The organism is Facklamia miroungae (assembly GCF_012396555.1).
GTDB classification, from domain to species: domain Bacteria; phylum Bacillota; class Bacilli; order Lactobacillales; family Aerococcaceae; genus Facklamia; species Facklamia miroungae.
The window spans coordinates 38,267-61,758 of record NZ_JAAXPS010000006.1; the positions used below are offsets into that span (position 1 = coordinate 38,267).

Consider the following 23,492-nt stretch of genomic DNA (forward strand, 5'->3'; position numbering starts at 1 on the left):
CAAGTTATTCAGTAACTTGACCCTTTATATTAATAGGTTTATTAAACTTTTTTCTTTCCTAAGCATTCTTGACAAAGTCCTCGAAAGGATACTTCCATCGATTGAACTTGAAAACGTTCCAGTTGGCTAATTTCTTTATACAAATCCGCGAACTGATCTAAAAACACATCTTCAATTTTTCCACATGATTGACAAATAGTATGTCCATGTGGCTGATAAACTAGATCATAGCGCTTTGTTTTTTCATCAAAATTTAACTCTTGTAGAATACCTGCATTGACAAAAGCGCGAACATTATTATATACCGTGGCTAAACTCATTGTAGGGTATACTTCCTGGACTTGCTGATAAATTTCTTCTACACTCGGGTGATTTACCTTTGTCAAAATGATTTTCAAGATGGCCCGTCTCTGGGGGGTTACTCTAATTTTATCTTTCTGCATCTGTTCTAAAAGTTTGGTGATTTCCATTTCAAGCTTTTCTTTATCTTGCATAATCTAGCCACCTCCTATTCTCTACATTATAACAAATTATATTCCCAAATTAAAACGATTATCATTAAGCCTTTAAAAAGTTGGCAAAAAAACATCAACCGTTTTAAGTCGGTTGATGTTTTTTAACTAATTGTTTACTCTACTTCTGAAGAATCAGATTCATGCTTTTCAAAAGTATATTTTAGAACTGGTTTACGAGAAGCGCCCGCTTCATCCAACCGTCTAACAGGTGTATTGTGCGGAGCAGTTTGAACAATTTCAGGGTTTTCAATGGCTCCTTGATTGATCTTAATCAGGATATCTGCTACATAATCTAAGTCTTGTTTTGATTCTGTTTCAGTTGGTTCCACCATTAAACACTCATGAACATGTAATGGGAAGTAGGTAGTCGGTGCGTGAATTCCAAAATCCAACAAACGCTTACCTACATCTTTTGCAGTTACGCCATAATCTTTCTTATGACGACTTAAATCTAGTACAAAGTCATTCTTATTGAAATTAGGGAATGGAGCATCGAAGTATTCATTCACGCGTACTCGTAAATAGTTAGCATTAAGCACAGCATCTTCAGAAGCTCGACGCAATCCTTCAGGACCCATTGCTCGAATGTAAGTATAAGCACGTACATTGACACCAAAGTTACCAAAGTTGCCTTTAATACGACCATAAGATTTTTCAGGCATTTCTAATTCGTACTTGTCTCCATTTTTAACCACATTTGGTCCAGGAATGAAAGGTGCCAACTTGTCTACAACTCCGATTGGACCAGAACCAGGACCTCCACCACCGTGAGGACCAGTAAAGGTCTTGTGAAGATTTAAGTGACAAGCATCAAATCCCATCGCTCCTGGAGAAGTTAAGCCCATGATCGCATTTAAGTTAGCGCCATCGTAATAAGCTAATCCGCCTGCTTCGTGAACGATATCAACAATTTCTTTCGCGTCTTTTTCAAACAATCCAGCTGTAGAAGGATTAGTAATCATAATACCTGCTGTATTTGGACCAACAGCTGCACGAACTGCCTCTACATCAATGATACCCTCTGGAGTTGAAGGTAATTCTAATGTTTCAAATCCAGCTACCATTGCTGTTGCTGGGTTTGTTCCGTGAGCAGAGTCAGGAATTAAAATGACACGACGCTGCTCTAATTCTCCAATTGACTTAAAATAAGCCTTGAAAGCTAAAATAGCTGCCAACTCACCTTGTGCTCCTGCAGCGGGTTGCAAAGTTAAAGCGGAGAATTGGGTAATCTCCTTCAAGTATTCTTGCAACTCATACATTAATTGTAAGGCACCTTGAATCGTATCTGGATCTTGCAATGGGTGAATATTGGCAAATCCGTCCATTGCGGCAACGTCCTCATTTATTTTAGGATTATACTTCATTGTACAAGATCCTAATGGGTAAGGTCCTGACTCGACCCCAAAGTTGCGGTTAGATAGTGCCGTATAGTGACGAACAATCTGTAATTCAGAAGCTTCAGGCAGACGGGCAGGTTCTTGGCGAGCATATTCGCCTAATTCAGCCGACAAGTCATATTCTTCTACTTCAGAAACTGGCAGATCATACGCTGTATGCCCTTCTTGTGAAATTTCAAAAATTAATTTATCGTAATCTTGTAAGATCATTATTTTGCCACCTCCACTAAAGCAGTTACAAAATCATCCATCTCTTCTTTCGTACGCTTTTCAGTCGCACAAAGTAGATAGGCGTTTTCCATTCCAATTGCTTTTGAAGCATCAAAGCCTCCAACAAACCCTTTTTCAAATAAGGCTTTATTAACTTGTTGAATATCTTTATTTAATTTAATTACAAATTCATTAAAGAACGGTTTTGTATTAACTACTTCAAAGCCTGCTGCTTTTAATTCTTTTGCTAGATAATGAGTATTATTAATATTAGCTTGGGCTAATTCTTGAATACCTACTTTTCCATAAGCTGACATCGCTATAGAAGAAGACAAAGCGAAAAGAGCTTGATTCGATGAATAGTTGGAAGTCGCTTTTTCACGACGGATATGTTGCTCGCGCGTTGATAGAGTCATTACAAATCCGCGTCTTCCTTCTTCATCCACCGTTTCACCAACGATACGTGAAGGAATTTTACGCATTAATTTATCATTGACAGCAAAATAACCACAGTGAGGACCACCAAGTGACATTGGAATACCAAATGGCTGTACATCTCCAACTGTAATATCTGCTCCTAAAGCACCTGGTTTTTCTAATTTTCCAAGGGCTAACGGGTTAGCAGAAACGATTAATAAGGTCTTAGTTCCTTCTAAAACAGCTTTAATTGCTTTCAAGTCTTCGATTGATCCAAAGAAGTTAGGATATTGAACAATCACTGCTGCCACTTCAGGATTGAGTTTCGCTTTCAAGTCTTCTAGACTTGTTACTTCATTTTCTAAAGCGATTTCTTCAACTGAGTAATTCTTACCAAATCCATATGTTTTTACTGTTTCAATTGCTTGCGGATTCAAACCTTTAGAAACTAATACCTTATTAGACTTCTTAACATGTCCAAAGGCTAAGTTTGCCGCTTCAGAAACAGCATTGTACCCATCATACATACCACAGTTTGCTAAATCCATTCCTGTTAATTCAGCAATCATCGTTTGCCATTCAAAGAGTGCTTGTAATTCACCTTGAGATACTTCTGGTTGATATGGAACATAAGCTGTCAAAAATTCTTGACGCATGATAATGTGTTTTACGATTGATGGTACATGGTGGTCATAAGTCCCTGCGCCTAAGAAGAAAGGCTTTTGACTTGATGAAGTATTTAAGGCCGCCATTTTTGTCATTTCTTTAACAATTTCCATTTCAGAAAGTGGTTCAGGTAAGTTCATTTTACCTTCACGACGTACATTTTCTGGCAAGTCAGAGAAGATATCCATAATATCTTTTACGCCAATTGTTTCTAACATTGCTTGGCGATCTTGCTCTGTGTTAGGTAAATATCTAAAGTTTGCCATGATCTGCTCCTTCATCTGTTTTTTCTTTAATTCGTATTTATTAAATTTATAGCAATTTTAACCTAAATATTAGAGTGACTAAGAGTCACTCTAATAGGAAATTCATAAGAATTTATGTTTATTCAGCAGGCTCTTCAGTTAAGAAAGCTGATGTGTCAATATCTTCTTCTGTTTCGATTTCGAAGAACCATCCTTTACCTTGAGCGTCTTCGTTAACTGTTTCAGGAGCATCTTCTAATTCTTCGTTAATAGCTACCACTTTACCTGCAAATGGTGCGTAAACTTCAGAAACAGATTTAACTGATTCTACAGTAACAATTTCTTCTTCTGCATCAAATTCATCGTCAACTTCTGGTAATTCTACGTGAACAATATCTCCTAATTGTTCAGCAGCAAAAGCAGTGATACCAATACGTGCTTTGTTAGGAGCTAAAATTTCGATAAATTCGTGTTCTTCTGTAAAAAATACTTGTGACATTATAAATGACCCCTTTTCTTAATATTATTTATGTGACCATTTTATCAAACATTTATAGAAAATGAAACTACTTTCAGATAAATTTACTTACTGGCACTTAGCCAATCTTTTTTAGTTAATTCAGCTTCAATCTCTTTACCACGAATGTCAATAATTACTTTGTCGCCAACTTTAAAATTACTATTAACTCGCACAAAACCTAAAGGATATCCTAAAGAAGGAGATTTAGTTCCGGAAGTAACCACACCAATCACTTCGCCATCTTGGCTTTTAACTTCCATACCATGTCGCGCAATTTGTTTACCATCAATCTTAAAGCCGCGAGACGCTTCTTTTTTATCACCAGCACGGTATGCAGCAATGGCTTCTTTGCCAATATAATCTGCTTCTTTAGCTTTTGGAACCGCAAAAGCAATACCACCAGCAATTGGATTGACGCTTTCGTCAAAGTCATTTCCATATAATGGTAAACCTGCTTCAAGACGCAAGGTATCACGTGCACCTAAGGCGCATTCTTTCACACCTAAGTCCTGACCTTCTTCAACTAATTTTTTCCAAATGTCAACCATGTGCTCTGAAGGAATATATAATTCAAACCCTTCTTCGCCTGTATAGCCTGTACGTGAAATTTGAACTCTTTCAATACCTGCTACTACTTGATCTTGTTTATAGGAATAGTATTCAATTTCTTTCAAGTCAGTATCAGTAATACGTGCTAATAACGCTTCAGCATTTGGCCCTTGAACGGCAATTAATCCCCAATCATAAGTCTCATCTGTAATTTCAACTTGACCATCTTGGTTGTGATCGTGCATCCATTGAACGATTTTTTCACGGTTTGATCCGTTAGGTGTTGCCACAAATTCATCATCATTACGACGATAGTAAATTAAGTCATCCAACATACCACCGTCTTCTTTACATACAGCAGTATATTGAGCCTTACCATTATAAGTAGCCTTGTGTACGTCGTTAGTGATCAAACCATTCCACCAGTCGTAAGCATTCATTTTACCTGATTTAACACGAACTTCCCCCATATGAGAAGCATCAAATAGGCCTACAGCATTACGAACGGCTTCATGCTCTTCAGCAATTTTAGTAATTTGAATTGGCAATCCCCATCCACCAAAATCGGTAATTTTACAACCTTTTTCGACATAATAGTCGTACATTGGTGTTTTTTTCAATCCGTTTTCATCTACTTGAACGTTTGTCATTCTATTATCTCCTTCACCTTATTTGATTAAAATGTCTTTTACTTGTGAGTAATATTCATCTAATTGAGTCGATAAGTCAGCCACTTTAGTGTTAGCTAAATCATAATACTCTTCTTGTTTATCTTTATCTTTAAGCTGTCCGCCATTGATATAGAGATTTAAAGAAGAAGCTTGAACTGCTGATCTTAACATCTGTAGACCTACACCAACATCAGAAATAATAATCTTTTTAATTAAAGGAATTACTTTATCAAAGTCCTCAACAATTTTCGTTACTTCCGAAATTAAATCGATCGGAGGTTGCGAAGCAATCACAAGCCCTTTTTGAATAGCTTCCTGGCGAGCTTGCTTTTCATCATCACTGTTTCTTGGCATGCCGTATGCAGCGGATAGAGGCTCAAATTCTGTCGCATCACGATCAATAATATTAACAAAAACTTCTTTACTCTTTTCGAAATCTTCAATTTTTTGAGCTAAAAAAGACTGTTCTTCTTCTGATAATTTATCGCTTTGGGAAAAAAGCATAGCCATTAAAATAGCACCGATTCCTAAACCTGCAGTAACTCCTGCAGCAGCGCCACCACCGGGGGTTGGTTCATTAGAAGCTAACTTATTTATAAATTCCGTTACTTTTAATTCTTTCATTACCGGCTCCTATTCTATACCATTTAGAAGTTTAGCACCTTTAACTACTTGTGAAGCTAATACACCTGTTGTTACAGATCCAACGCCTCCAGGAACTGGAGTGATTGCACTTGCTTTTGGTTCAACTTCATCAAAGCGAACATCACCTGTTGCTTTACCATCCTTATAACCGAAGCCAACATCAATAACAGTTGCTCCTTCTTTGATATAATCAGGGCCAACTAAACCTAAAGCTCCTGTAGCTGAAACCACGATATCTGCAAGTGTAGTATGAATTGTGTTGTCCTTAGTGTAAACATGGGTATTTGAAACTGTGGCATTCCGGTTTGACAACATAACTGCTAGTGGTTTACCTACTACTGGTGAAGAACCAATCACACAAACTTCTGCGCCTTCTAATTCATAATCATAATAATCTAGAATCTCAATACACGCTTGAGCTGTAGAAGGAGCCATTGCAGTAGGGTCATTATTAATTAATTTACCTAAGTTAACAGGATTCAAGGCATCTACATCTTTGAAAGGATTTAAACGCTCAGCAATTTCTGCACGTTCAATGCCTTCTGGGAATGGTTGCATAATGATCACGCCAGAAACTGATTCATCTTCATTTAATTCGTCAATAATCTTCAAAACATCTTCTGTCGTTTTCGCATTAAGTTCGGTCCGAGCCTCTGCTTCAATGCCACACTTTTCCATCACTTTCATAGCATTTTTTTCGTATGCCATTGAAGACGGATTCTCATCTACTCGTAAAACAACTAATTTTGGTACAATTCCTTTTTCTCTAAGTGCTTCTGCTTCTTGACGCGTGCGCTCGCGAATTGCTTTTCCAACTTCTTTACCATCTAAAATCTTACCCATAAGATCCTCCCTTTTCTATTCACTACACTGTAAAAGTCGAACGAGCAATAATTTACTCGCTCGACTATTCATTTTATTTGAGAAGTGTTACTTTTTAGAATAATCCTTCGATATTTCCTTTTTCGTCTACATCAATACGGTTTGCTGCTGGCTCTTTCGGTAAACCAGGCATCTTCATAATATCACCAGTTAAGCAAACAATGAAACCAGCACCTGCAGAAACAGTTAAATCACGAATTGTTACAGTAAATCCTTCTGGAGCTCCAAGTGCTTTTGGATCGTCAGAGAATGAGTACTGAGTTTTCGCCATACAAATTGGTAAGTTTCCATGGCCTTGTTCAGTGAACTGTTTAATTTTCTTCTTAGCTGATGGAGCAAACTCAACTTTAGCACCACCATAGATCTTAGTTACTAATGTTTCAACTTTCTCTTCTATTGAAGCTTCCACATCATATGCAAATTTGAAATTGCTTTCTTTATCAGCTGCTTCTACCACTGCTTTAGCTAATTCAACAGCACCTTCGCCACCATCAGAGAAGTGAGTAGAAAGAACAACTTTAACGCCTTCTTTTTCACATTCTTCACGTAAAGCTTCAATTTCAGCTTCTGTATCCGTAGGGAATGCATTGATTGCAACTACTGGGTTTAATCCAAAAACATTCTTAATATTGTTGATGTGACGCATTAAGTTAGGCATACCTTTACGTAATGCTTCGACGTTTTCTGGCCCCAATTCTTTCTTGTCAACGCCGCCATGCATTTTCAAAGCACGGATCGTTGCAACAATGACAACTGCTGATGGAGCAATTCCAGCTTGACGACACTTGATATCTAAGAATTTCTCAGCCCCTAAGTCTGCACCGAATCCTGCTTCTGTAATAGTGTAATCAGCGTAATTCATTGCTAATTTTGTAGCAATAATTGAGTTACATCCATGAGCGATGTTTGCAAATGGTCCACCATGGATAAATGCTGGTGTACCTTCTAAAGTTTGTACAATATTCGGTTTAATTGCATCTTTAAGTAAAGCTGTAGCTGCACCAGCTCCATTGATGTCTTTAACAGTAATTGGTTTGTTGTCTTTGCGAGTATAAGCAACAATCATGTTTCCTAATTTTTCTTTTAATTCTTGTAAAGTATTAGATAAGCAGAATGCTGCCATAACTTCTGATGCTACTACAATATCATAGCCATCTTCACGTGTTACACCGTCTACGCGACGACCTAATCCATTTACAATGTTACGTAATTGACGATCATTCATGTCTACAACACGACGCCATACAATACGATTTGTATCAATATCTAATTCATTACCATGGTGAATGTGGTTATCTAATAAGGCAGCGATTAAGTTAGTTGCTGCTCCAATCGCATGAAAGTCACCAGTAAAGTGTAAGTTGATATCTTCCATTGGAACAACTTGAGCGTATCCGCCACCGGCAGCCCCACCTTTAATACCAAATACTGGCCCTAATGAAGGCTCACGTAAAGCAACAGCTGTTTTCTTACCAATTTTAGACATTCCATCTGCTAAACCGATTGAAGTAGTTGTTTTACCTTCACCGGCAGGAGTTGGTGTAATGGCTGTTACAAGAATTAATTTTCCTAGATCCTTGTTGTCCATATCTAATTTAGTAAAATCAATTTTAGCTTTGGTTTTACCGTAAGGTTCTAACACATCATTAGAAATGCCTAGTTTTGCAGCCACTTCTTCAATGGGTTGCAATTTGGCTTCCTGTGCGATTTGAATATCTGTCTTCATTAAATCTTTTCCCCCTTTAGATAAATCACATAGTATCTCTATGCATCTTTCATCATACCATAAAACCCTAGGAAACTCTTACATTTTATCGAGTGTTTTGAAATTTTTGTAATTTTATTAATTTAGCTATAGTATTCACAAGCTAATTTTTAAAAAGCAAGGATAAAATTGCGGATATTATCAACAAAATGTATTAGTTGTTCTTTTCACAACTGGAATCAAGTGGTTAAAAGTTGTTATTAATATTATGATATCCACTTGGCCATTATATGCTTTTTTCACAAAAAATTTGCATGTTAAATGGCAGATACCTTATACATTCTTGAATTATGATACCCCAGCAAAACTTTATGATATCCTGCAAGTTTTTCATCTACTCTACGGTTCCCTGTATATACTAGTAACGGTTGTCCCTTTAAGGTGTTCAGTTTTCCAGGTGTAGCAACTATTATAATATCTTCTTTATCTAACTTAGATAGAACCTTATCAGACAGTTGATGATTGCCCCGTCCAAACAGATAGCCTTGCCCCCCCATTGGTGTTACGACCAATTTGGCAGGCTGATCACCAATAATATCTAATATCTCTTGCTCATAGACGTCCTTTTTAACGATCTGTTTATTACGAATAATATCAACACCTAATAATGTTGGATTTAAACCTAGTTCCAACATTACAGGGGCAACTGTTGATCCCGAACCAATAATATAGTAAACATCTTCTTCCATTCTATCAATAATATCTAATGCGGCAGATATTCGAGCCGCCTCATCGGATTGAGGAGTAGGTGATTTGAGGTTCTGGAGATGACTTTCATCATAAGGTACACTTAAATAGCCATATACTTTAGTAATTATTTCGTCACGCCGAAAAGCATTCTCTTCAATATCGATGACCTCCTCATCTTTCAAAGGAAGATCTTTATCTTTTAAATATCTAAGCGCTAGTATGCCAGCGTGTTCAGGAGTAACCGCATAGACTGGTGAATGTATTTTGACCCCGGCTGGAATCCCAACTGTCGGGATTGACAATTGAGTTACTGAAGCAATATCACGTGCTGTTCCGTCACCTCCTGCAAATAGGATTAAATCCACCTCTAAATCGTGTAATTTTTCCACTAACTCGATGGTATCTGACGCGTTGCTCTCGTGTTTGATTTGATGAATAACTTCATAGTTCAATTCTGTCTTTTTAACTAAATTTTCTCCCATATCATCAGAAGCAACATACACTTTTAATTCATCTTTAAGAGGATTCAATTCTTTCAAAGCTTTCACCGCCTTAGTCGGAGCTTCTGGTTTAGCTCCCCGTTTGATAGCTTCAGATAATACTTCTTCTCCATCCGTTCCTTTAAGTCCAACTCTGCCACCCATGCCTGCAATTGGATTAACGACAATTCCTAATTTTTTCATTTCGACGTTCCTTTCCATCTATTTCTTTTCTATTATAGGTTTATTTTATTGTTTTGTCATACTTCAACTTCGGTTTACATTTTATCGATTTCTCTCTATAATTTTAATTATCTATTAACTAGCAATTACTAGGAGTGATTCTTTGCAAAGAAACTTAAAGTTTTATCTTAAATTATTTAGAGTGACTTTTCTTTTAAGTGCCTTCACCTTCGGTGGCGGTTATGTAATCGTTAGTCTGATGAAAAAACAATTTGTCGATGATTATCAGTGGTTTGAAGAAAACGAAATGCTTGATATGATTGCCATCGCTCAATCTTCACCTGGCGCAATTGCGATAAATGCTGCAGTAATTGTAGGGTATCAACTTGCAGGATGGCTTGGGGTTATCACCACTGTTTTTGCCACCGTCCTGCCGCCATTTGCTATCATTTCCATTATTGCCCACTTCTATCAAACTTTTATTGAAAATCAATGGATTGCCTGGATGCTTGAAGGAATGCAAGCAGGTGTAGCTGCCGTCATTGTTTCAGTTGTTTATAACATGGTTAAAGACCTTGTAAAGAAAAAAGAAAAATATTTAATTCTAATTTTTTTGCTTGCTCTTCTTCTCGTTAGTTATTTCAATTTTCCTGTTTCATGGTTAATAGTCTTTTCTTTATGTTGTGGCGTTATTTATTCCTTTTTAAAGAGGTGATTCAATGATCTATTGGCAATTATTCTTAACTTTTCTAAATATTGGCCTTCTCTCCTTTGGAGGGGGTTATGCCGCTCTGCCTATAATTGAGGATTTAGTCGTTCATCAAGAGCACTGGTTGACATTAGAAGAATTCAGTCATCTGATTACTATTTCACAAATGACACCTGGACCTATAGCTATTAACGCTTCAACCTTCATTGGCACTCAAATTGGTGGCGTAGGTGGAGCGGTTGCCGCTACAATTGGTTGTACATTACCATCCATTATAATAGTGACATTTCTAGCCTATCTCTATCATCGCTATCAAAAACTGAGTCTTATGCAAGACACTTTGTTTATCTTGAGACCGGTGGTAGTTGCTCTAATAGCTAGTTCAGGCTTATCCATTTTCATCAATGCTATTTGGGGCAATGAAAGAATTATATGGATGGATCCTAATTGGTTAATGCTTATTATTTTTTCGGTGGCTATGTTTTTTTTAAATAAATTTAAAGCAAATCCCATTTTAATTATGCTGTCTGCCGGTCTTGTTAATATAATCTATCATGCCTTGTAAATACTTAAAAATGCTCATCATCATTGGTTTTCCTCAATGATGATGAGCATTTGTTTTCCTCAATGATGATGAGCATTTGTTTTTATTTTTTTGGCGGAATCGTTTCAAACAAATCATTAATAACTTTGCTTTGCTCTTCTAACCATTCCCTTGCTTTAAGTACAGCTTGTTTATCGGCGATCTGACTCATCTTTTCCATTTCCAATTGTTTATCCCGCTCATAGATAAGGGCTAAATATTCTTCAAGTGCAAGGCCGTGTTTCATCATAAATTGGGCATGTTCTTTTCCTACATAGCGGAAATGCCAAGGCTCAAAATTAAAAGTTGTGACTTCTGTTTTTTCTCGAGGGTATCTTAAAATAAACCCATAATTTGCTGCGTAGTTCGCTAGCCATTGAGCAGACCCTACCTCACTGTAATGCTCTGTTAACCCTCCTCCTATAGTCGTCCAATCCTGGCCTAGGATATCTATCGCTAAACCTGTCATATGCTCGGTAGCATTCGCAGGAGCTGTATAAAGATTAGTTAAGTGGCTAGCTTCTGCTTCGCTATAGCCACTTGCTAACAAGGATTGTTTTCTTGTGCTTTCTAAATCTGCCTGTTGATTACTGGTGCGATAACCAGAAATTATCGTGAAATGATACCCTGACTCTTCACCAGCTTGTAATAATTGATTAAGCTCCTTTTCAATACTTGCAGCATAAGGTATTCCTTCATTTGATGTGATTAAATCAACTGGCTTTTGAATATTTGCCGGATTAAGTGGATTCACTAGCGCCAAAAAGGGATCATTGCTATCAGCATTTTTAGGTAGTAATTCCAATAATTGCTCACTGTCTAGATGGGTTTGAGAAGCTTCCACTTCATTAATATTTGGCAGTACATATTCAGTCATAGCGTGTACTTTATGTATTGAGAAAATGACTACAAGTAGGAGGGCTAAGAGAATTTTTTTAAGTTTCATTTTGCGGCACCTCTTGGTTTGAATTAAAATACAATTAAATCTAAATAAGCTTTTTTGATCAAAAATAAATTAATATTGAAAAACCTCAAGAATAACTATCATAATTTGACAGAAATTCTTGAGAAGCTTTTTATTTTCTATTAATTAAAACTATAAGCGCCAGAAAGTATAACCTGCTTCTTTGAAATAAGTAGCATCGACAATACTCTTAACATCCATTAAAACTCTTTCTTTAGTCGGTAAAGCAGGATTAAATAGACTTTCTATTTTGGCATTATTTAACTGTTTGAACTCCTCATGAGCTACTGCAAAAATTACCGCATCAGCGTCCTGAACTTGACCTAAATCAGTTAAATCCACATCATATTCTGCTTTTGCATCTCTTGGGTCAGCCCAAGGATCAACAACAAGAGGCTCAATATTAAAAGCTCGTAAATAATTAATAATATCTGCTACTTTGGAGTTTCGGGTATCGGGGGTATGTTCTTTAAAAGTAAGTCCTAAAATGACAATCTGAGCATCCGTTACCTTCTTACCTGCTTTTACCATTAATTTAATTAACTTATCCCCAATAAATTCTCCCATTTGATCATTTATTTGACGGCCAGAAAGAATGATTTGACTGTGATAACCCAAATTTTCTGCTTCATAAACAAAATAATAAGGATCAACACCGATACAATGCCCGCCTACTAAACCTGGCGAGAAACCTAAAGCATTCCATTTAGTGTTCATAGCATCGATTACATCTTGAGAATCAATTTCCATTCGATCAAAAACTAACGCAAGCTCATTCATAAAGGCAATATTAATATCTCTCTGGCTATTCTCAACCACTTTTGCTGCTTCAGCTACCTTAATGCTTGGAGCACGATGTACGCCTGCTTCTATAACCAATTCGTATACTTGAGCCATGGTTTCTAAAGCTTCTGGGGTGGTAGCTGAAACAATTTTTCTGATTTTGGATAAAGTATGGACTTTATCGCCAGGATTAATTCTTTCAGGAGAGTAGCCTACCCAAAAATCAACACCATGAACTAAACCTGAACTTTCTTCTAGCTCCGCAATACAAAGTTCTTCAGTAACTCCAGGATAGACGGTCGATTCATAAGCTACAAGAGTTCCTTTGGACATATTTTTTCCAACGGTTCGAGTAGCAGAAATAACGGGATCTAAATTAGGTGTTTTATCTTGATTTATTGGTGTAGGAACAGCAACAATGATAAAATTTGCTTCTTGCAACTTTTTTTGATCGTATGTAAAAGTCAATGTTGTATTTTTAACAGCTTCATCACCTACTTCAAGTGTAGGGTCGACGCCTTGAAGATATTGTTCAATCTTATTGACATTATTATCATACCCTATTGTTTCTACGTGCTTAGCAAACTCAATAGCAATTGGCATTCCAACATATCCTAACCCTACAACCGCTAATTTTGTTTTGCCATCTAATAAATTTTGATAAATATTCATTTTTTATCTCCTAACATTCGTAAAATTTCACTTAGTCTTACAGTGTCTTGCAAAAAAATTATAACCGTCTTTTTATCGCTTGAAAAACATAATGCAAATAATAATAAAGACATTCATGGAAGGGTAGTTTTTCTAATTGTCGATAGGTATGCCATGTTCGCTTCAATGCTGAAAACTTATTTGAAGAAATAGATCCCGAAACTTGCCGATAATGATTCAAAACTTTATTTAAAGCATAAGCACGAACCTTTCGCTCACGCATCAACATCAACCAGGTGGCAGTATCCTGCCCTTTACGAACTAAAGGCATTCTAAAATCACCCGTCTTTTCACGATCGATCATAACCGTTGAGCAAGCGATTGCCGTATTCTTCAAGAGCCCTCTATAATCTAAACTTTGCGGCAACTCAACAGACCCTTTAACGGTCTCTCCCTTTTCATCAATCAATGAAAAATTTGTGTAGGTAAAGGCGTGGCCTTCTTTTTGCATAAAAGCTAGCTGAACTTCTAGTTTGTTAGCCTCCCATACATCATCACTGTCAATGAAGGCCAGGTATTTACCTCTCGCCATGTCGATTGCTTTATTTCTCGCGATTGCGGCACCTGAATTTTCTGGTAACTGAACCCACTGAATTCTATGATCCTCCTTAGCAAATTGCTCAATAATTTGCGCACTAGAATCAGAAGAAAGATCATCAACTAATAGCCACTCCCAATTAGAATACGTTTGTGAAAACACACTCATCATTGTCTCTTTTAGAAATCTTTCAGCATTATAAACAGGGGTTATTATTGAGACCATATCTTCTCTTTCTATTTTCATCTCAACACTTCTCCTTAAATCAATTGAATAATTTTAATTCTTGCTTGATAAAGTTCTGCTAACTGCCGCTGTTCATTATACCAATCTTTATCGGTAAGATTGGCATCTAAAATGATTACAATCTCATTTGGCAAATGATCAGAGTCAAGATTAGCCAAACTAGCGGTTTGCAATCCATATTTACTTCCATCGGCTGAAATCAATTCTTGAACATGAGGTTCTTGATGTTTTTGCTGTCTGAGAATTACACGATCATTTTTACTGGGTGTTTGAATCAACTTATCAAGCGTTACTTTACTGTCTTGTCGATCAAAAATAAAATGAAGATCGTTAATTGACCATGTATAGTCAAATGCATAACCAATTTTATGTTTACGATAATGAAGGATCATACTCCACACAATTGAGAGCATAGCTCCTATGAAGAGACCGAGTATTCCATAAATAATACTTCCTTTAGCTTCTTTTGTTTGAAAAGGAGTTAAGGTCTCTTTACTTGGAACATCTTCAACTAAGTCAATCGGTATCATTTCTCCGATCTCAGGTGAGCGAATAATTGTGACTGTATTCTTGTCAAGAAAAGGCAACTTATTGTTTTTTAGTAAATTAGCATAGGCTTGGGCGATTTTTAAATTTTCTTCAGCGTTTTGACCAACCAAAAATCTTAAGGTGATCACGTTTGAAGCAGCATCTCTAATTCCTGCTAATCCACCCCGGAAAGTGTTTGTTTTATACATCTCGAGATCATGTTCTGCTTGAAGCCATTTTCCAAACTTCACTCCAGTCTGTTTTTCAATTTGTTCAACGATAGCTGGTGTAGCAAAATAATCATCAAATACAGCTGCTGTTGAAAACAAACTCCCATCTTCCATCGTTACAATCACTTGAAAAGAAGCAGGTTCTTGCTGATATGCATGGGCTAAATAATTATACGACTCTATGGTATCACTATTAATTATGCGATTTACAACATATCTTCCCCCTACTACTAAAAGAGAAATAATTACAGATCCAAAGATAATTCTTCTTAAATTATTAATAATAAAGCGGTAAAACTCATTAAATATAGTAGCTAAACTCATATCGTTAATCTCCTTTTGATCTCATCATCTTGCCTCAGTGCATCTTTATCTACAATTTTAACCCAGCTTATCATTAAAGCAAAGAAGACCCAGTGCCATTCTATCAACATATTGTTTGCGCTAGTAATACTTGCTAGTATGAAAATAATTAGAAAACTATAGAAAGCAAAGGAAATATCGCTTTGTATTCGGGAAACTTTTTGACCTAGCCTAGCTAAAAATTTTAACCGTCTCAGCATCCCTAAATATGCCCAAAGATATAACAGGAAAGATAGGATACCATTTGAAACTAGAATTTCGAGCCACCAATTATGCATATTCGTTATTTCATTCGTCGGCCAAAAAGGTCTCACCTTTGCCCAGTATTCAATATTACCTGACCCTACCCCTAAACCGAATGTTTGTGTCAAATATATAAGTCCATTTCGCCAGATGTTCATTCGTTTTGTATCACCAGATAGTCCTGCTTTCGGTCCACCAAAATAGATTACTTCAAAAACCTTTTCACGTACAGGTGGAATAATGAAAGCCATAATAACTACAAATATCATTAGATATAGCCTTTTTCCTTCAAATAGATCGAACTTATAGTAACGAAGAAAATGCATCAATATAAAGATAAACAAACAAATCAAAGACATCCGTGAACCGCTTTGATAAATCAAGAATGAGGATAATATGAACATAAATAAAATAGTCCATCTATGCCAATGACGACGACTCGAATAATACAACACCGAGCATAGAACCAGGTAAGCTAAAAGAAGGGTAGCATAATCATTTTGATTAGCAAAAAAAGTGATTGGAATTCTAGTCCACGGCTGAGCTGAAAAAGTTCCATACTTATCTAATTTACTTAAGTCAGCAAACAAATACACATTACTGATAATTTCGAAGAGCCCCCAAAATACTAAGCAAGTCATCATAAACCACATAGCCTGAGCTAATCGCATCCATTGCCGTTTAGAATCCACCCAAAAATAAAGCGCAGTTATTGTAGACATACCGACTGTCATTAAGAAGAAAACTTGGATCCAATCTTTAAAACTTTCTGCCCAGAGACCTGTCGTTAAAGCAATCAGCCACCAGGTTAAAAAGCATATAAGCATGCGTGTTGCTACTGAAGGCACTACAAGAAGAAGATTCCGATCCTTATGCGAGACTTGCCAAGCAAGAATAAGAATGGAGGATAGGGCAAGTATGCGATAAAGAGTGATTTGTGCAATAGGTGTTTCAATGGCTAAAATCTGCGAACCTAAAAAAACACTCATAACTAAGAATAAACAATATAAAAACATGGGTCACTCCTTTCTTGCTGATTTATTAATCTTAACTAATTAAAGTCCCATTCCTCAGGATGTAACCATATTTGATAGGCATCTTTAATAGTAGGTATTTGGACCAAAAGACACATCACTGCTAAACTCAAAGTTATTAGTAAACGATAGCTCGTATCATTTGTATTGATATAAGCTGCGGTAAGCATCAGACCAATTGATAAAAGATGTTTAGATTGGCTGAAATAAAAACCTGTTCGACTTGAAAAGTATGTTCTAGCTAAATAAAACATAATATAGGCTCCGCATGAAGCAGTAGCTGCTCCTATAGCGCCCCATCTGGGAGTTAACCAGAGATTTAAAATAAAACTAGGTACTAAAGCGAGTAAAGAAACTAAAGTATTAAAGTAAGTCTTACGTGAGAAGACAATACCAAGAGTCGTTGTCTCAGAAAGAGTATACATAATATGTGGAAAACAGAGCAAACCAAGAATATATTGGACGGGATGATAATTTTCTCCTAAAATCATCATGATTATTGGTCGAAAGACCAGAATACCAAAGAAGATCGCCGTTAGAATAAATAAAACCGCATCTGATATAAATTTATAATGCTTCATTTCCTTGCCTTCATCGTGCCACCGATAAGCTGTTGGGACCCAGAAAGTCGCGAAGGCTGTTTTTAGAATACCTATCATGTTAACGATGGCAATCCCTGCAGCATAATAACCTAATTCATCCTTAGTAGAAAAAGATCTTAACATCAAACTATCAATCGTGTTGAGGACCGAATTAATCGACATAGCTACCATTAGCGGAAATCCAAATGCTAATAGTTTCCTGACTAGAACACGGTCCAAATTAAAGTCTTTCCAGTGCAATAAGTTTCTGTAACGATAGAAAAGCAATCCATCTCCTATTAACTGGCCAAAAATCATTCCAAAAACAACCACGCGATAATCTCGAACACCTATGGCAATCATTGCTAAGGAAGTAACAAAAATTAGGCTTTTCAATAAAATTGTAAAGCCTGAATACTCTTTAGCTTTCTCTTGCATACGAATCGAAATAAGTACGAAGCGTTCGATAATCATGGAAATCAGTAATAGCGCACTCCAAATCACTATATACCCTGCACTAGTATCACCAAATAACCAAGTGGCTATAGGAAGATTAAAAATAAGCATTATGAGAGATAAAAAGAGTCCCATTCCGATAGGAATTATAATTGCTTGTTGAAAAAGATGTTTTTTTGAGGAAGCTTGATGGAATTCACGAGAAAAAGCTTGATCTAATCCAATATAAAGAAAGTTAGGGATATTTAATATTAAATTACGATATAATCCTGAGACACCGTATTGATCGGCCACTAACAACTGAGTCAAAATTCGAATCTGAATCAGTGAAATTAAAGCCCCAATAATCGGCCCTAAGGAAAAACCCGTTAATCTTTTCATGAAATGTTTCATAAACTACCTCGAATCTATTTGAAAGTGATTCACTTGATGCACTAATACTTGGCGATAGAGTTCTGCAGCTGCATCATTAGTGAAAGATTTCGCTTGAATCTCTTTCAAGCGTTCTTGTTGGTTAGGAATCTTATTCTTCGCTTGGTGATAGAAGTTAATAATACTTTGATACCAGAATTCAGGATCACTATCAAGAGAGACGAATTGAATTAAACCAAAGCCCAAATCCACCTCTTGAGGTATCTGATCACTTGCAACTACGGGCACTCCTGCAGCTTGAGCTTCAATAGCAATGGTTCCAAACCCTTCAGACAGTGATGGCATAATTAATAAGTCAATACCTACTAGCAACTCTCTGATTGGACTTATCCGGCCTGCAAAAAAGACCTGACGCTCAATCTCTTTTTGGTGGACTTGAGCTTCTAAACTATCACGATCTGCCCCATCACCAGCAATCACTAAAAGCAGTTGTTGAGTTTGAGTTTTACTATAGCTCACTATATCGAAAGTGAAAGAATGATTCTTAACTGCTGTTAAACGACCAATCTGACCGATCAAGAGACTATTATCACTCCTTTTATTAAATGTGCTAAGCCAAAAATTATGAGCTGCCTTTTTATCTTCCCAATCAAAGAAGAAATCATTTGGCTCGATACTGTTTGGTATGACCACAAAAGATGCATCGGGCTTTAAATTAAAAAGCTCTTCTACTGAAGAACGTGAACACCCGATTGGAAGACGCGATAAACACTTATTAATAACAGGATCAATTAAGCGTGACAATTTATGCCTAAGAGAGGAATCGTTATCAAGATAGCGATAATGGGCATGGATATAAAAATCAAAACGATCCCCTTCTTGTAATCTGTTTGCTAAGAGATAGTAGATTAGGGCACGATAACCTGAAATATGGCAATAAACTGCCTGATAGCTATTATCGTGAAAAGCTTGAGCGTAACTATGTTTAAAAGCAGACCAAGAAGTTTTTTTAGGATTATCCAGTTGATAAATTCTACCCCCTGTTGCTTCAATTGCCTTTTGAAAATCAGCGGGTACTCGGCTATAAGTAGCTACATCGAAAATCATTTGCTGATGCTTAGCTCCTTTAGCCAAATTATAAATAAAGGTTGAAATGCCTCCACCAAAAGAAGACATAATATGCAAAATTCTAATTTCAGACATAAGTGTCCTCCTTCTTAGTTTAAGTGTATCACCATTTGGAAATTGTTTATATTAGCTGCTTTTTAAGGAAGCGATCACCTTTTCACGCTCTGCTATAGTCAAATTACTGGATAAGTCTATCACTTCGAACTCTTGCCATTTTTGGAGATTATAGTAAAAAGTCATTTTTAAAAAATGCTCAAAGTCAATATTGCTTTTTACTCGACAATCTATTTCATTCAATTCTTTAGCTATTTTCAAGAAATGGTGATAATCCATTAGATTATGGCCCAATTTTTGACTAATATCTCTGGAGCTAAATTCCTTGTTAGAAGTTTTACTAAATAACACACCACTCGAATAATTTTTTGCGGTATCTTCTAAAGAATCTAAATCTAAAATAATTAAAAAATCGATTGGAAGCCCCACTTTTTTAACCAACTGTTCAACTAAGGCTAAATCTCCATGTTTCAATCCAAAATCATTGATACTAGATGAAGCTTTCTCGGTTGGGTTACTCAGATTTAATTGAGGATCGATATTAACTTGAGTGACTTTTTCTCGATTAAAATCCCATAAATATAAAGTTATTTCCTTAATACTTTTCTCACCGATTCGCCCAGCTTGACTATAATTATAACTTAAAACCATGAGCTCAATACGTTCCTTTGCCAAATCATCAAATGGAATGCTTCTATTATCTAACAACTCTTGACCAATAGGATAATACTGCCACTCGATTGGGTCTTGAACGAAAGTGTTTTGAAAAGACACTTTTAGATCATTTAAATAACTGAAAAAGAGTGAACTCGAAAAAACTAAAAAAATCATAACAAGAAAAAAGACCAAAAGTCTTTTTGAGAAAAAAGGACGTTTGTCTGTTTTCTGAGTTGGAAACATTTGCTTCCTCCATTCAATTCATTCTTAGAACCCATCTGGATTCTTTTTCTGCCAATGCCAGGAATCTTGACACATGGTATACAGATCTTTAAATGCCTCCCAATCCAACTCCTCATTGGCCTTGCTAGGATCAGCATAAGCAATTGCAATATCCCCAGGTCGACGATCGATTATTTCATAAGGAATCGTTACTTGATTAGCTTTTTCAAAAGTCTTTATGATGTCTAAGACCGAGTAACCATGACCTGTTCCTAAATTAAAAATTGCTACTCCTTGATGTTCTAAATTATGTTTAATTGCTTTTTGATGACCTTGAGCCAGTTCTACCACATGAATATAATCACGAACACCCGTTCCATCATGAGTTGGATAATCCTTACCAAAAACTAGTAGCTTTGGTCGCTTGCCAATCGCAACCTGTGTAAGATAAGGCATTAAATTATTAGGAATACCTTGCGGATCTTCTCCAATCAATCCCGATTCATGAGCTCCTAGAGGGTTAAAGTAACGCAAAAGCGTCACAGACCAATCGGGGTCTGATTGCGATAAATCCTGTAAAATCTTTTCTAATACTAACTTTGTGTAACCATAAGGATTACTTGCTTCTCCGGTCGTCATTGTTTCCTTAAATGGTACTCGATTAGTTTCTCCATAAACCGTAGCTGATGAAGAAAAAATGATATTTTTAACTTGGTTCTCCTGCATAACTTCCAGCAAGACGATCGTTCCACTAAGGTTATTGTGATAGTATTTTAAAGGCTGTGTTACGGATTCTCCAACTGCCTTATATCCAGCAAAATGAATCACTATATCAATGGCATGTTGTTTAAAAATTTTATCCATTGCCATACGATCTTCAATGTTTTTCTCATAAAATATTAATTGCTTTCCTGTAATCATCTGAATACGATTCAAAACCTCAGGCTTAGAGTTGGAAAAATTATCTACAACGATAACTTCTTGATTATCATTTAATAATTCAATAACCGTATGACTACCAATATATCCCGCTCCACCTGTAACTAAAACTGTCATATCCTACTCTCCTCGTCTTGAATTCCTTTGACTAATTATAGCATATTAGAACTCGGGAAATTCAATCTTCATATTTTCTTCCTAAATTTACCTCTTTTAGATAATTTTAACTATTGATAATTGAATTCCACAAATGTCATAAAATTTGATATAATAATACAAGGTTTAACAACTTTACCTTAAGGGGGAATATAATGGCAGAGGCATTAATCGTTTTTGCAAGTCTCACAGGAAATACTGAAGAAATGGCGGATATAGTTGCTGAGCGCCTTGAAACACATGATATCACCACCGATGTGGTAGAAGTCATGCAAGCTGACGCGGAAGATTTTTTAGAATATGATGCCGTTCTTATTGGTTCCTATACCTATGGAGTCGATGGGGTGCTACCTGATGAAATGCTTGATTTTTATGACGATCTAGGTGAACTCGACCTATCAGATAAAGTGTTCGGTGTTTTTGGATCAGGCGATACTTACTATGAAATTTTCTGTGGAGCTGTTGATCACTTTGAAAAACAATTTTTAAAAACGGGTGCTCACCCTGGGGGAGCATCATGCAAAATTAATTTAAATGCTGAAGGAGAAGACATTGAGCGTCTTCAAGCATTAGCAGATGGTATTGCTGAAAAATTAAATCAATAAAGGAAGAGGTTTACTATGACTTTAAAAAATTTCGATCAGCTATTGAAAAAATATGCAAATTTAATTGTTAACAAGGGTATTGGCGTAAACAAGGACGACTATATTCTAATTTTTGCCGATCTTGATCAAGCACCTTTAGTACGCTTAGTCACTGAAGCTGCTTATCAAGCCGGTGCTAAATTTGTTAAAGTGAACTGGGCTGATGATGCTTTAACCCGTCTTCATTTTACCCACCAGACTGAAGAGACACTTACAGATATTCCTCAATACAAAATTGATGAAGGTAACTACTATGTTGAAAAAAGAGCAAAACGTATTTCGCTTCGCTCGAGTGATCCAAACGTGCTCAAAGGAATTGACCCCGCAAAAATAAATGCAGCTAACCGTGCTTCTTCACATGCTATGAAAGATGTTCGCATTGCTACTCAATCCAACCTTGTTTCTTGGTTAGTTGTTGCAGGAGCTGGTAAAGAATGGGCTGCACTTGTCTTCCCTGATTTAGAAACTTCGCAAGAACAAGTCGATGCTTTATGGGATCAAATCTTTAAAACAACACGCATTTATGAAGACGATCCTATTAAGGCTTGGGATGAACATGAGGACCGTTTAAGTGAAAAAGCTCGTTTCTTAAATGAACAACAATTCGATCAGTTGCATTATACGGGTCCGGGAACCGATTTTACTGTTGGCTTACCAAAAAATCATGTCTGGGAAAGTGCTGGTTCACTTAACGAAAAAGGGGAAGTCTTTATTGCTAATATGCCTACAGAAGAAGTCTTTACTGCACCAGATGCTAGAAGGGCCGAAGGTTATATCTCCTCTTCTAAACCCTTAGCATATGGCGGAACTGTAATTGATGGCATGAAATTCACTTTTAAAGACGGTAAGGTAACTGAGGTGAATGCCAAAGAAGGAGAAGAAACACTCCGTCAATTAGTTAAAGAAAATGATGGATCTGACGCATTAGGTGAAGTGGCCCTTGTTGCGCATAAATCACCGATCTCACAATCAGGAATCATTTTTTACAATACTTTATTTGATGAAAATGCTTCGAATCATATTGCCTTAGGCCAAGCTTATGCTACTTCTGTTAAAAATGGTGCAAAAATGAGCCAAGAAGAATTAGAAGAAGTGGGACTAAACCGTTCAAATGTCCATGTTGATTTTATGGTTGGAAACGCAGAGATGAATATTGACGGTATTGCAGCAGATGGAACTGTTACCCCAATTTTCCGTAAAGGTGAATGGGCATTCTAATTAACCAAGAGGGAGGTAATAAAGATGGCAACCCCTTCAAATTTTAATTCAAATTTTGAAGAAGAAATCAATAAGCATATTGAAGAAATTGATCGTCGCGTTGACCGTACGGGTTGGCCACTATTGATTATTGGTGTAATCATTTTCTTCTTGCTTGTTTATCTATCCGTAAAAGCTTTCTCAATCCCTACTACTAAAGAATATGAAGGTAGTCAAGCTGCAATGAATCGAAAGGTTGAAGATTTAGAAAAACGTATTACGTCGCTTGAAGCACTCATAGAAGGAAGTCAAGAGTAGTT

Annotated in this window: 23 protein-coding genes; 5 read left to right on the plus strand and 18 right to left on the minus strand. The window is 36.5% G+C overall.

Annotated elements, in window-relative coordinates; all coding sequences use genetic code 11:
- Positions 1-41: 41 nt before the first annotated feature.
- The 9 genes from HF969_RS06890 to HF969_RS06930 all read right to left on the minus strand — a co-directional run bounded on the left by HF969_RS06890 (position 42) and on the right by HF969_RS06930 (position 9,855).
- Entirely contained in the window at positions 42-494 is a 453-nt protein-coding gene (locus HF969_RS06890; RefSeq protein WP_090290061.1) for a Fur family transcriptional regulator, read from the minus strand.
- Positions 495-628: 134 nt separating this feature from the next.
- Positions 629-2,122 (minus strand): aminomethyl-transferring glycine dehydrogenase subunit GcvPB, encoded by a 1,494-nt coding sequence (gene gcvPB / locus HF969_RS06895; RefSeq protein WP_090290060.1) that lies wholly within the window; start codon positions 2,120-2,122, stop codon positions 629-631.
- The gene (gene gcvPA, locus HF969_RS06900; RefSeq protein WP_090290059.1) at positions 2,122-3,471 is read right to left on the minus strand and encodes an aminomethyl-transferring glycine dehydrogenase subunit GcvPA; all 1,350 of its coding nucleotides are present in this window, start codon (positions 3,469-3,471) and stop codon (positions 2,122-2,124) included. Before gcvPA ends, gcvPB begins: the two co-directional genes overlap by 1 nt.
- 118 nt (positions 3,472-3,589) lie before the next feature.
- Positions 3,590-3,949, minus strand: coding sequence for a glycine cleavage system protein GcvH (gene gcvH, locus HF969_RS06905; protein ID WP_090290058.1), 360 nt, complete (start codon positions 3,947-3,949; stop codon positions 3,590-3,592).
- Positions 3,950-4,032: 83 nt separating this feature from the next.
- On the minus strand, positions 4,033-5,169 hold the full coding sequence (gcvT, locus tag HF969_RS06910) for a glycine cleavage system aminomethyltransferase GcvT (RefSeq protein WP_090290057.1): 1,137 nt from the start codon (positions 5,167-5,169) through the stop codon (positions 4,033-4,035).
- Between the two features lie 18 nt (positions 5,170-5,187).
- Entirely contained in the window at positions 5,188-5,814 is a 627-nt protein-coding gene (locus tag HF969_RS06915; protein ID WP_090290056.1) for a cyclodeaminase/cyclohydrolase family protein, read from the minus strand.
- Between the two features lie 9 nt (positions 5,815-5,823).
- Positions 5,824-6,678: a bifunctional 5,10-methylenetetrahydrofolate dehydrogenase/5,10-methenyltetrahydrofolate cyclohydrolase gene (locus HF969_RS06920; RefSeq protein ID WP_090290055.1), complete on the minus strand. Its 855-nt coding sequence runs from the start codon at positions 6,676-6,678 to the stop codon at positions 5,824-5,826.
- 94 nt (positions 6,679-6,772) lie between these two features.
- Entirely contained in the window at positions 6,773-8,443 is a 1,671-nt protein-coding gene (locus tag HF969_RS06925; RefSeq protein ID WP_090290054.1) for a formate--tetrahydrofolate ligase, read from the minus strand.
- A gap of 296 nt (positions 8,444-8,739) precedes the next feature.
- Complete coding sequence (locus HF969_RS06930; protein ID WP_090290053.1) at positions 8,740-9,855, minus strand: ATP-NAD kinase family protein; 1,116 nt, start codon at positions 9,853-9,855, stop codon at positions 8,740-8,742.
- A 142-nt stretch (positions 9,856-9,997) separates the two neighbouring features.
- Here HF969_RS06930 and HF969_RS06935 point away from each other — a divergent pair, with 142 nt between their 5' ends.
- The gene (locus HF969_RS06935) at positions 9,998-10,549 is read left to right on the plus strand and encodes a chromate transporter (RefSeq protein WP_090290052.1); all 552 of its coding nucleotides are present in this window, start codon (positions 9,998-10,000) and stop codon (positions 10,547-10,549) included.
- Between the two features lie 4 nt (positions 10,550-10,553).
- A complete protein-coding gene (locus HF969_RS06940) occupies positions 10,554-11,108 on the plus strand; it encodes a chromate transporter (protein ID WP_090290051.1) in 555 nt (184 codons plus the stop codon).
- An 82-nt stretch (positions 11,109-11,190) separates the two neighbouring features.
- Here HF969_RS06940 and HF969_RS06945 read toward each other — a convergent pair whose 3' ends face one another.
- From HF969_RS06945 to galE, 9 genes are all read right to left on the minus strand, one after another.
- Complete coding sequence (locus HF969_RS06945) at positions 11,191-12,072, minus strand: M15 family metallopeptidase (protein ID WP_090290050.1); 882 nt, start codon at positions 12,070-12,072, stop codon at positions 11,191-11,193.
- Between the two features lie 150 nt (positions 12,073-12,222).
- Positions 12,223-13,545, minus strand: a complete 1,323-nt coding sequence (locus tag HF969_RS06950; protein WP_090290049.1) for a nucleotide sugar dehydrogenase — start codon at positions 13,543-13,545, stop codon at positions 12,223-12,225.
- A gap of 58 nt (positions 13,546-13,603) precedes the next feature.
- Positions 13,604-14,368, minus strand: a complete 765-nt coding sequence (locus tag HF969_RS06955; RefSeq protein ID WP_090290048.1) for a glycosyltransferase family 2 protein — start codon at positions 14,366-14,368, stop codon at positions 13,604-13,606.
- A gap of 14 nt (positions 14,369-14,382) precedes the next feature.
- Positions 14,383-15,450 (minus strand): hypothetical protein, encoded by a 1,068-nt coding sequence (locus HF969_RS06960; RefSeq protein ID WP_090290047.1) that lies wholly within the window; start codon positions 15,448-15,450, stop codon positions 14,383-14,385.
- Positions 15,447-16,748, minus strand: a complete 1,302-nt coding sequence (locus tag HF969_RS06965) for an O-antigen ligase family protein (protein WP_090290046.1) — start codon at positions 16,746-16,748, stop codon at positions 15,447-15,449. The genes HF969_RS06960 and HF969_RS06965 overlap by 4 nt, the downstream gene beginning before the upstream one ends.
- Before the next feature lie 35 nt (positions 16,749-16,783).
- Entirely contained in the window at positions 16,784-18,196 is a 1,413-nt protein-coding gene (locus HF969_RS06970; protein ID WP_090290045.1) for a lipopolysaccharide biosynthesis protein, read from the minus strand.
- Positions 18,197-18,199: 3 nt separating this feature from the next.
- Positions 18,200-19,378, minus strand: coding sequence for a glycosyltransferase (locus HF969_RS06975; protein ID WP_090290044.1), 1,179 nt, complete (start codon positions 19,376-19,378; stop codon positions 18,200-18,202).
- 51 nt (positions 19,379-19,429) lie between these two features.
- The gene (locus HF969_RS06980) at positions 19,430-20,257 is read right to left on the minus strand and encodes a hypothetical protein (RefSeq protein WP_090290043.1); all 828 of its coding nucleotides are present in this window, start codon (positions 20,255-20,257) and stop codon (positions 19,430-19,432) included.
- A gap of 24 nt (positions 20,258-20,281) precedes the next feature.
- Complete coding sequence (galE, locus tag HF969_RS06985) at positions 20,282-21,292, minus strand: UDP-glucose 4-epimerase GalE (RefSeq protein ID WP_090290042.1); 1,011 nt, start codon at positions 21,290-21,292, stop codon at positions 20,282-20,284.
- A 194-nt stretch (positions 21,293-21,486) separates the two neighbouring features.
- Here galE and HF969_RS06990 point away from each other — a divergent pair, with 194 nt between their 5' ends.
- The 3 genes from HF969_RS06990 to HF969_RS07000 are packed head-to-tail and all read left to right on the plus strand — an operon-like array spanning position 21,487 to position 23,490.
- Positions 21,487-21,936: a flavodoxin gene (locus HF969_RS06990; protein WP_090290041.1), complete on the plus strand. Its 450-nt coding sequence runs from the start codon at positions 21,487-21,489 to the stop codon at positions 21,934-21,936.
- A 15-nt stretch (positions 21,937-21,951) separates the two neighbouring features.
- The gene (locus HF969_RS06995; RefSeq protein WP_090290040.1) at positions 21,952-23,193 is read left to right on the plus strand and encodes an aminopeptidase; all 1,242 of its coding nucleotides are present in this window, start codon (positions 21,952-21,954) and stop codon (positions 23,191-23,193) included.
- 24 nt (positions 23,194-23,217) lie between these two features.
- Positions 23,218-23,490, plus strand: coding sequence for a hypothetical protein (locus tag HF969_RS07000; protein WP_090290039.1), 273 nt, complete (start codon positions 23,218-23,220; stop codon positions 23,488-23,490).
- The last annotated feature ends 2 nt before the right edge of the window (positions 23,491-23,492 follow it).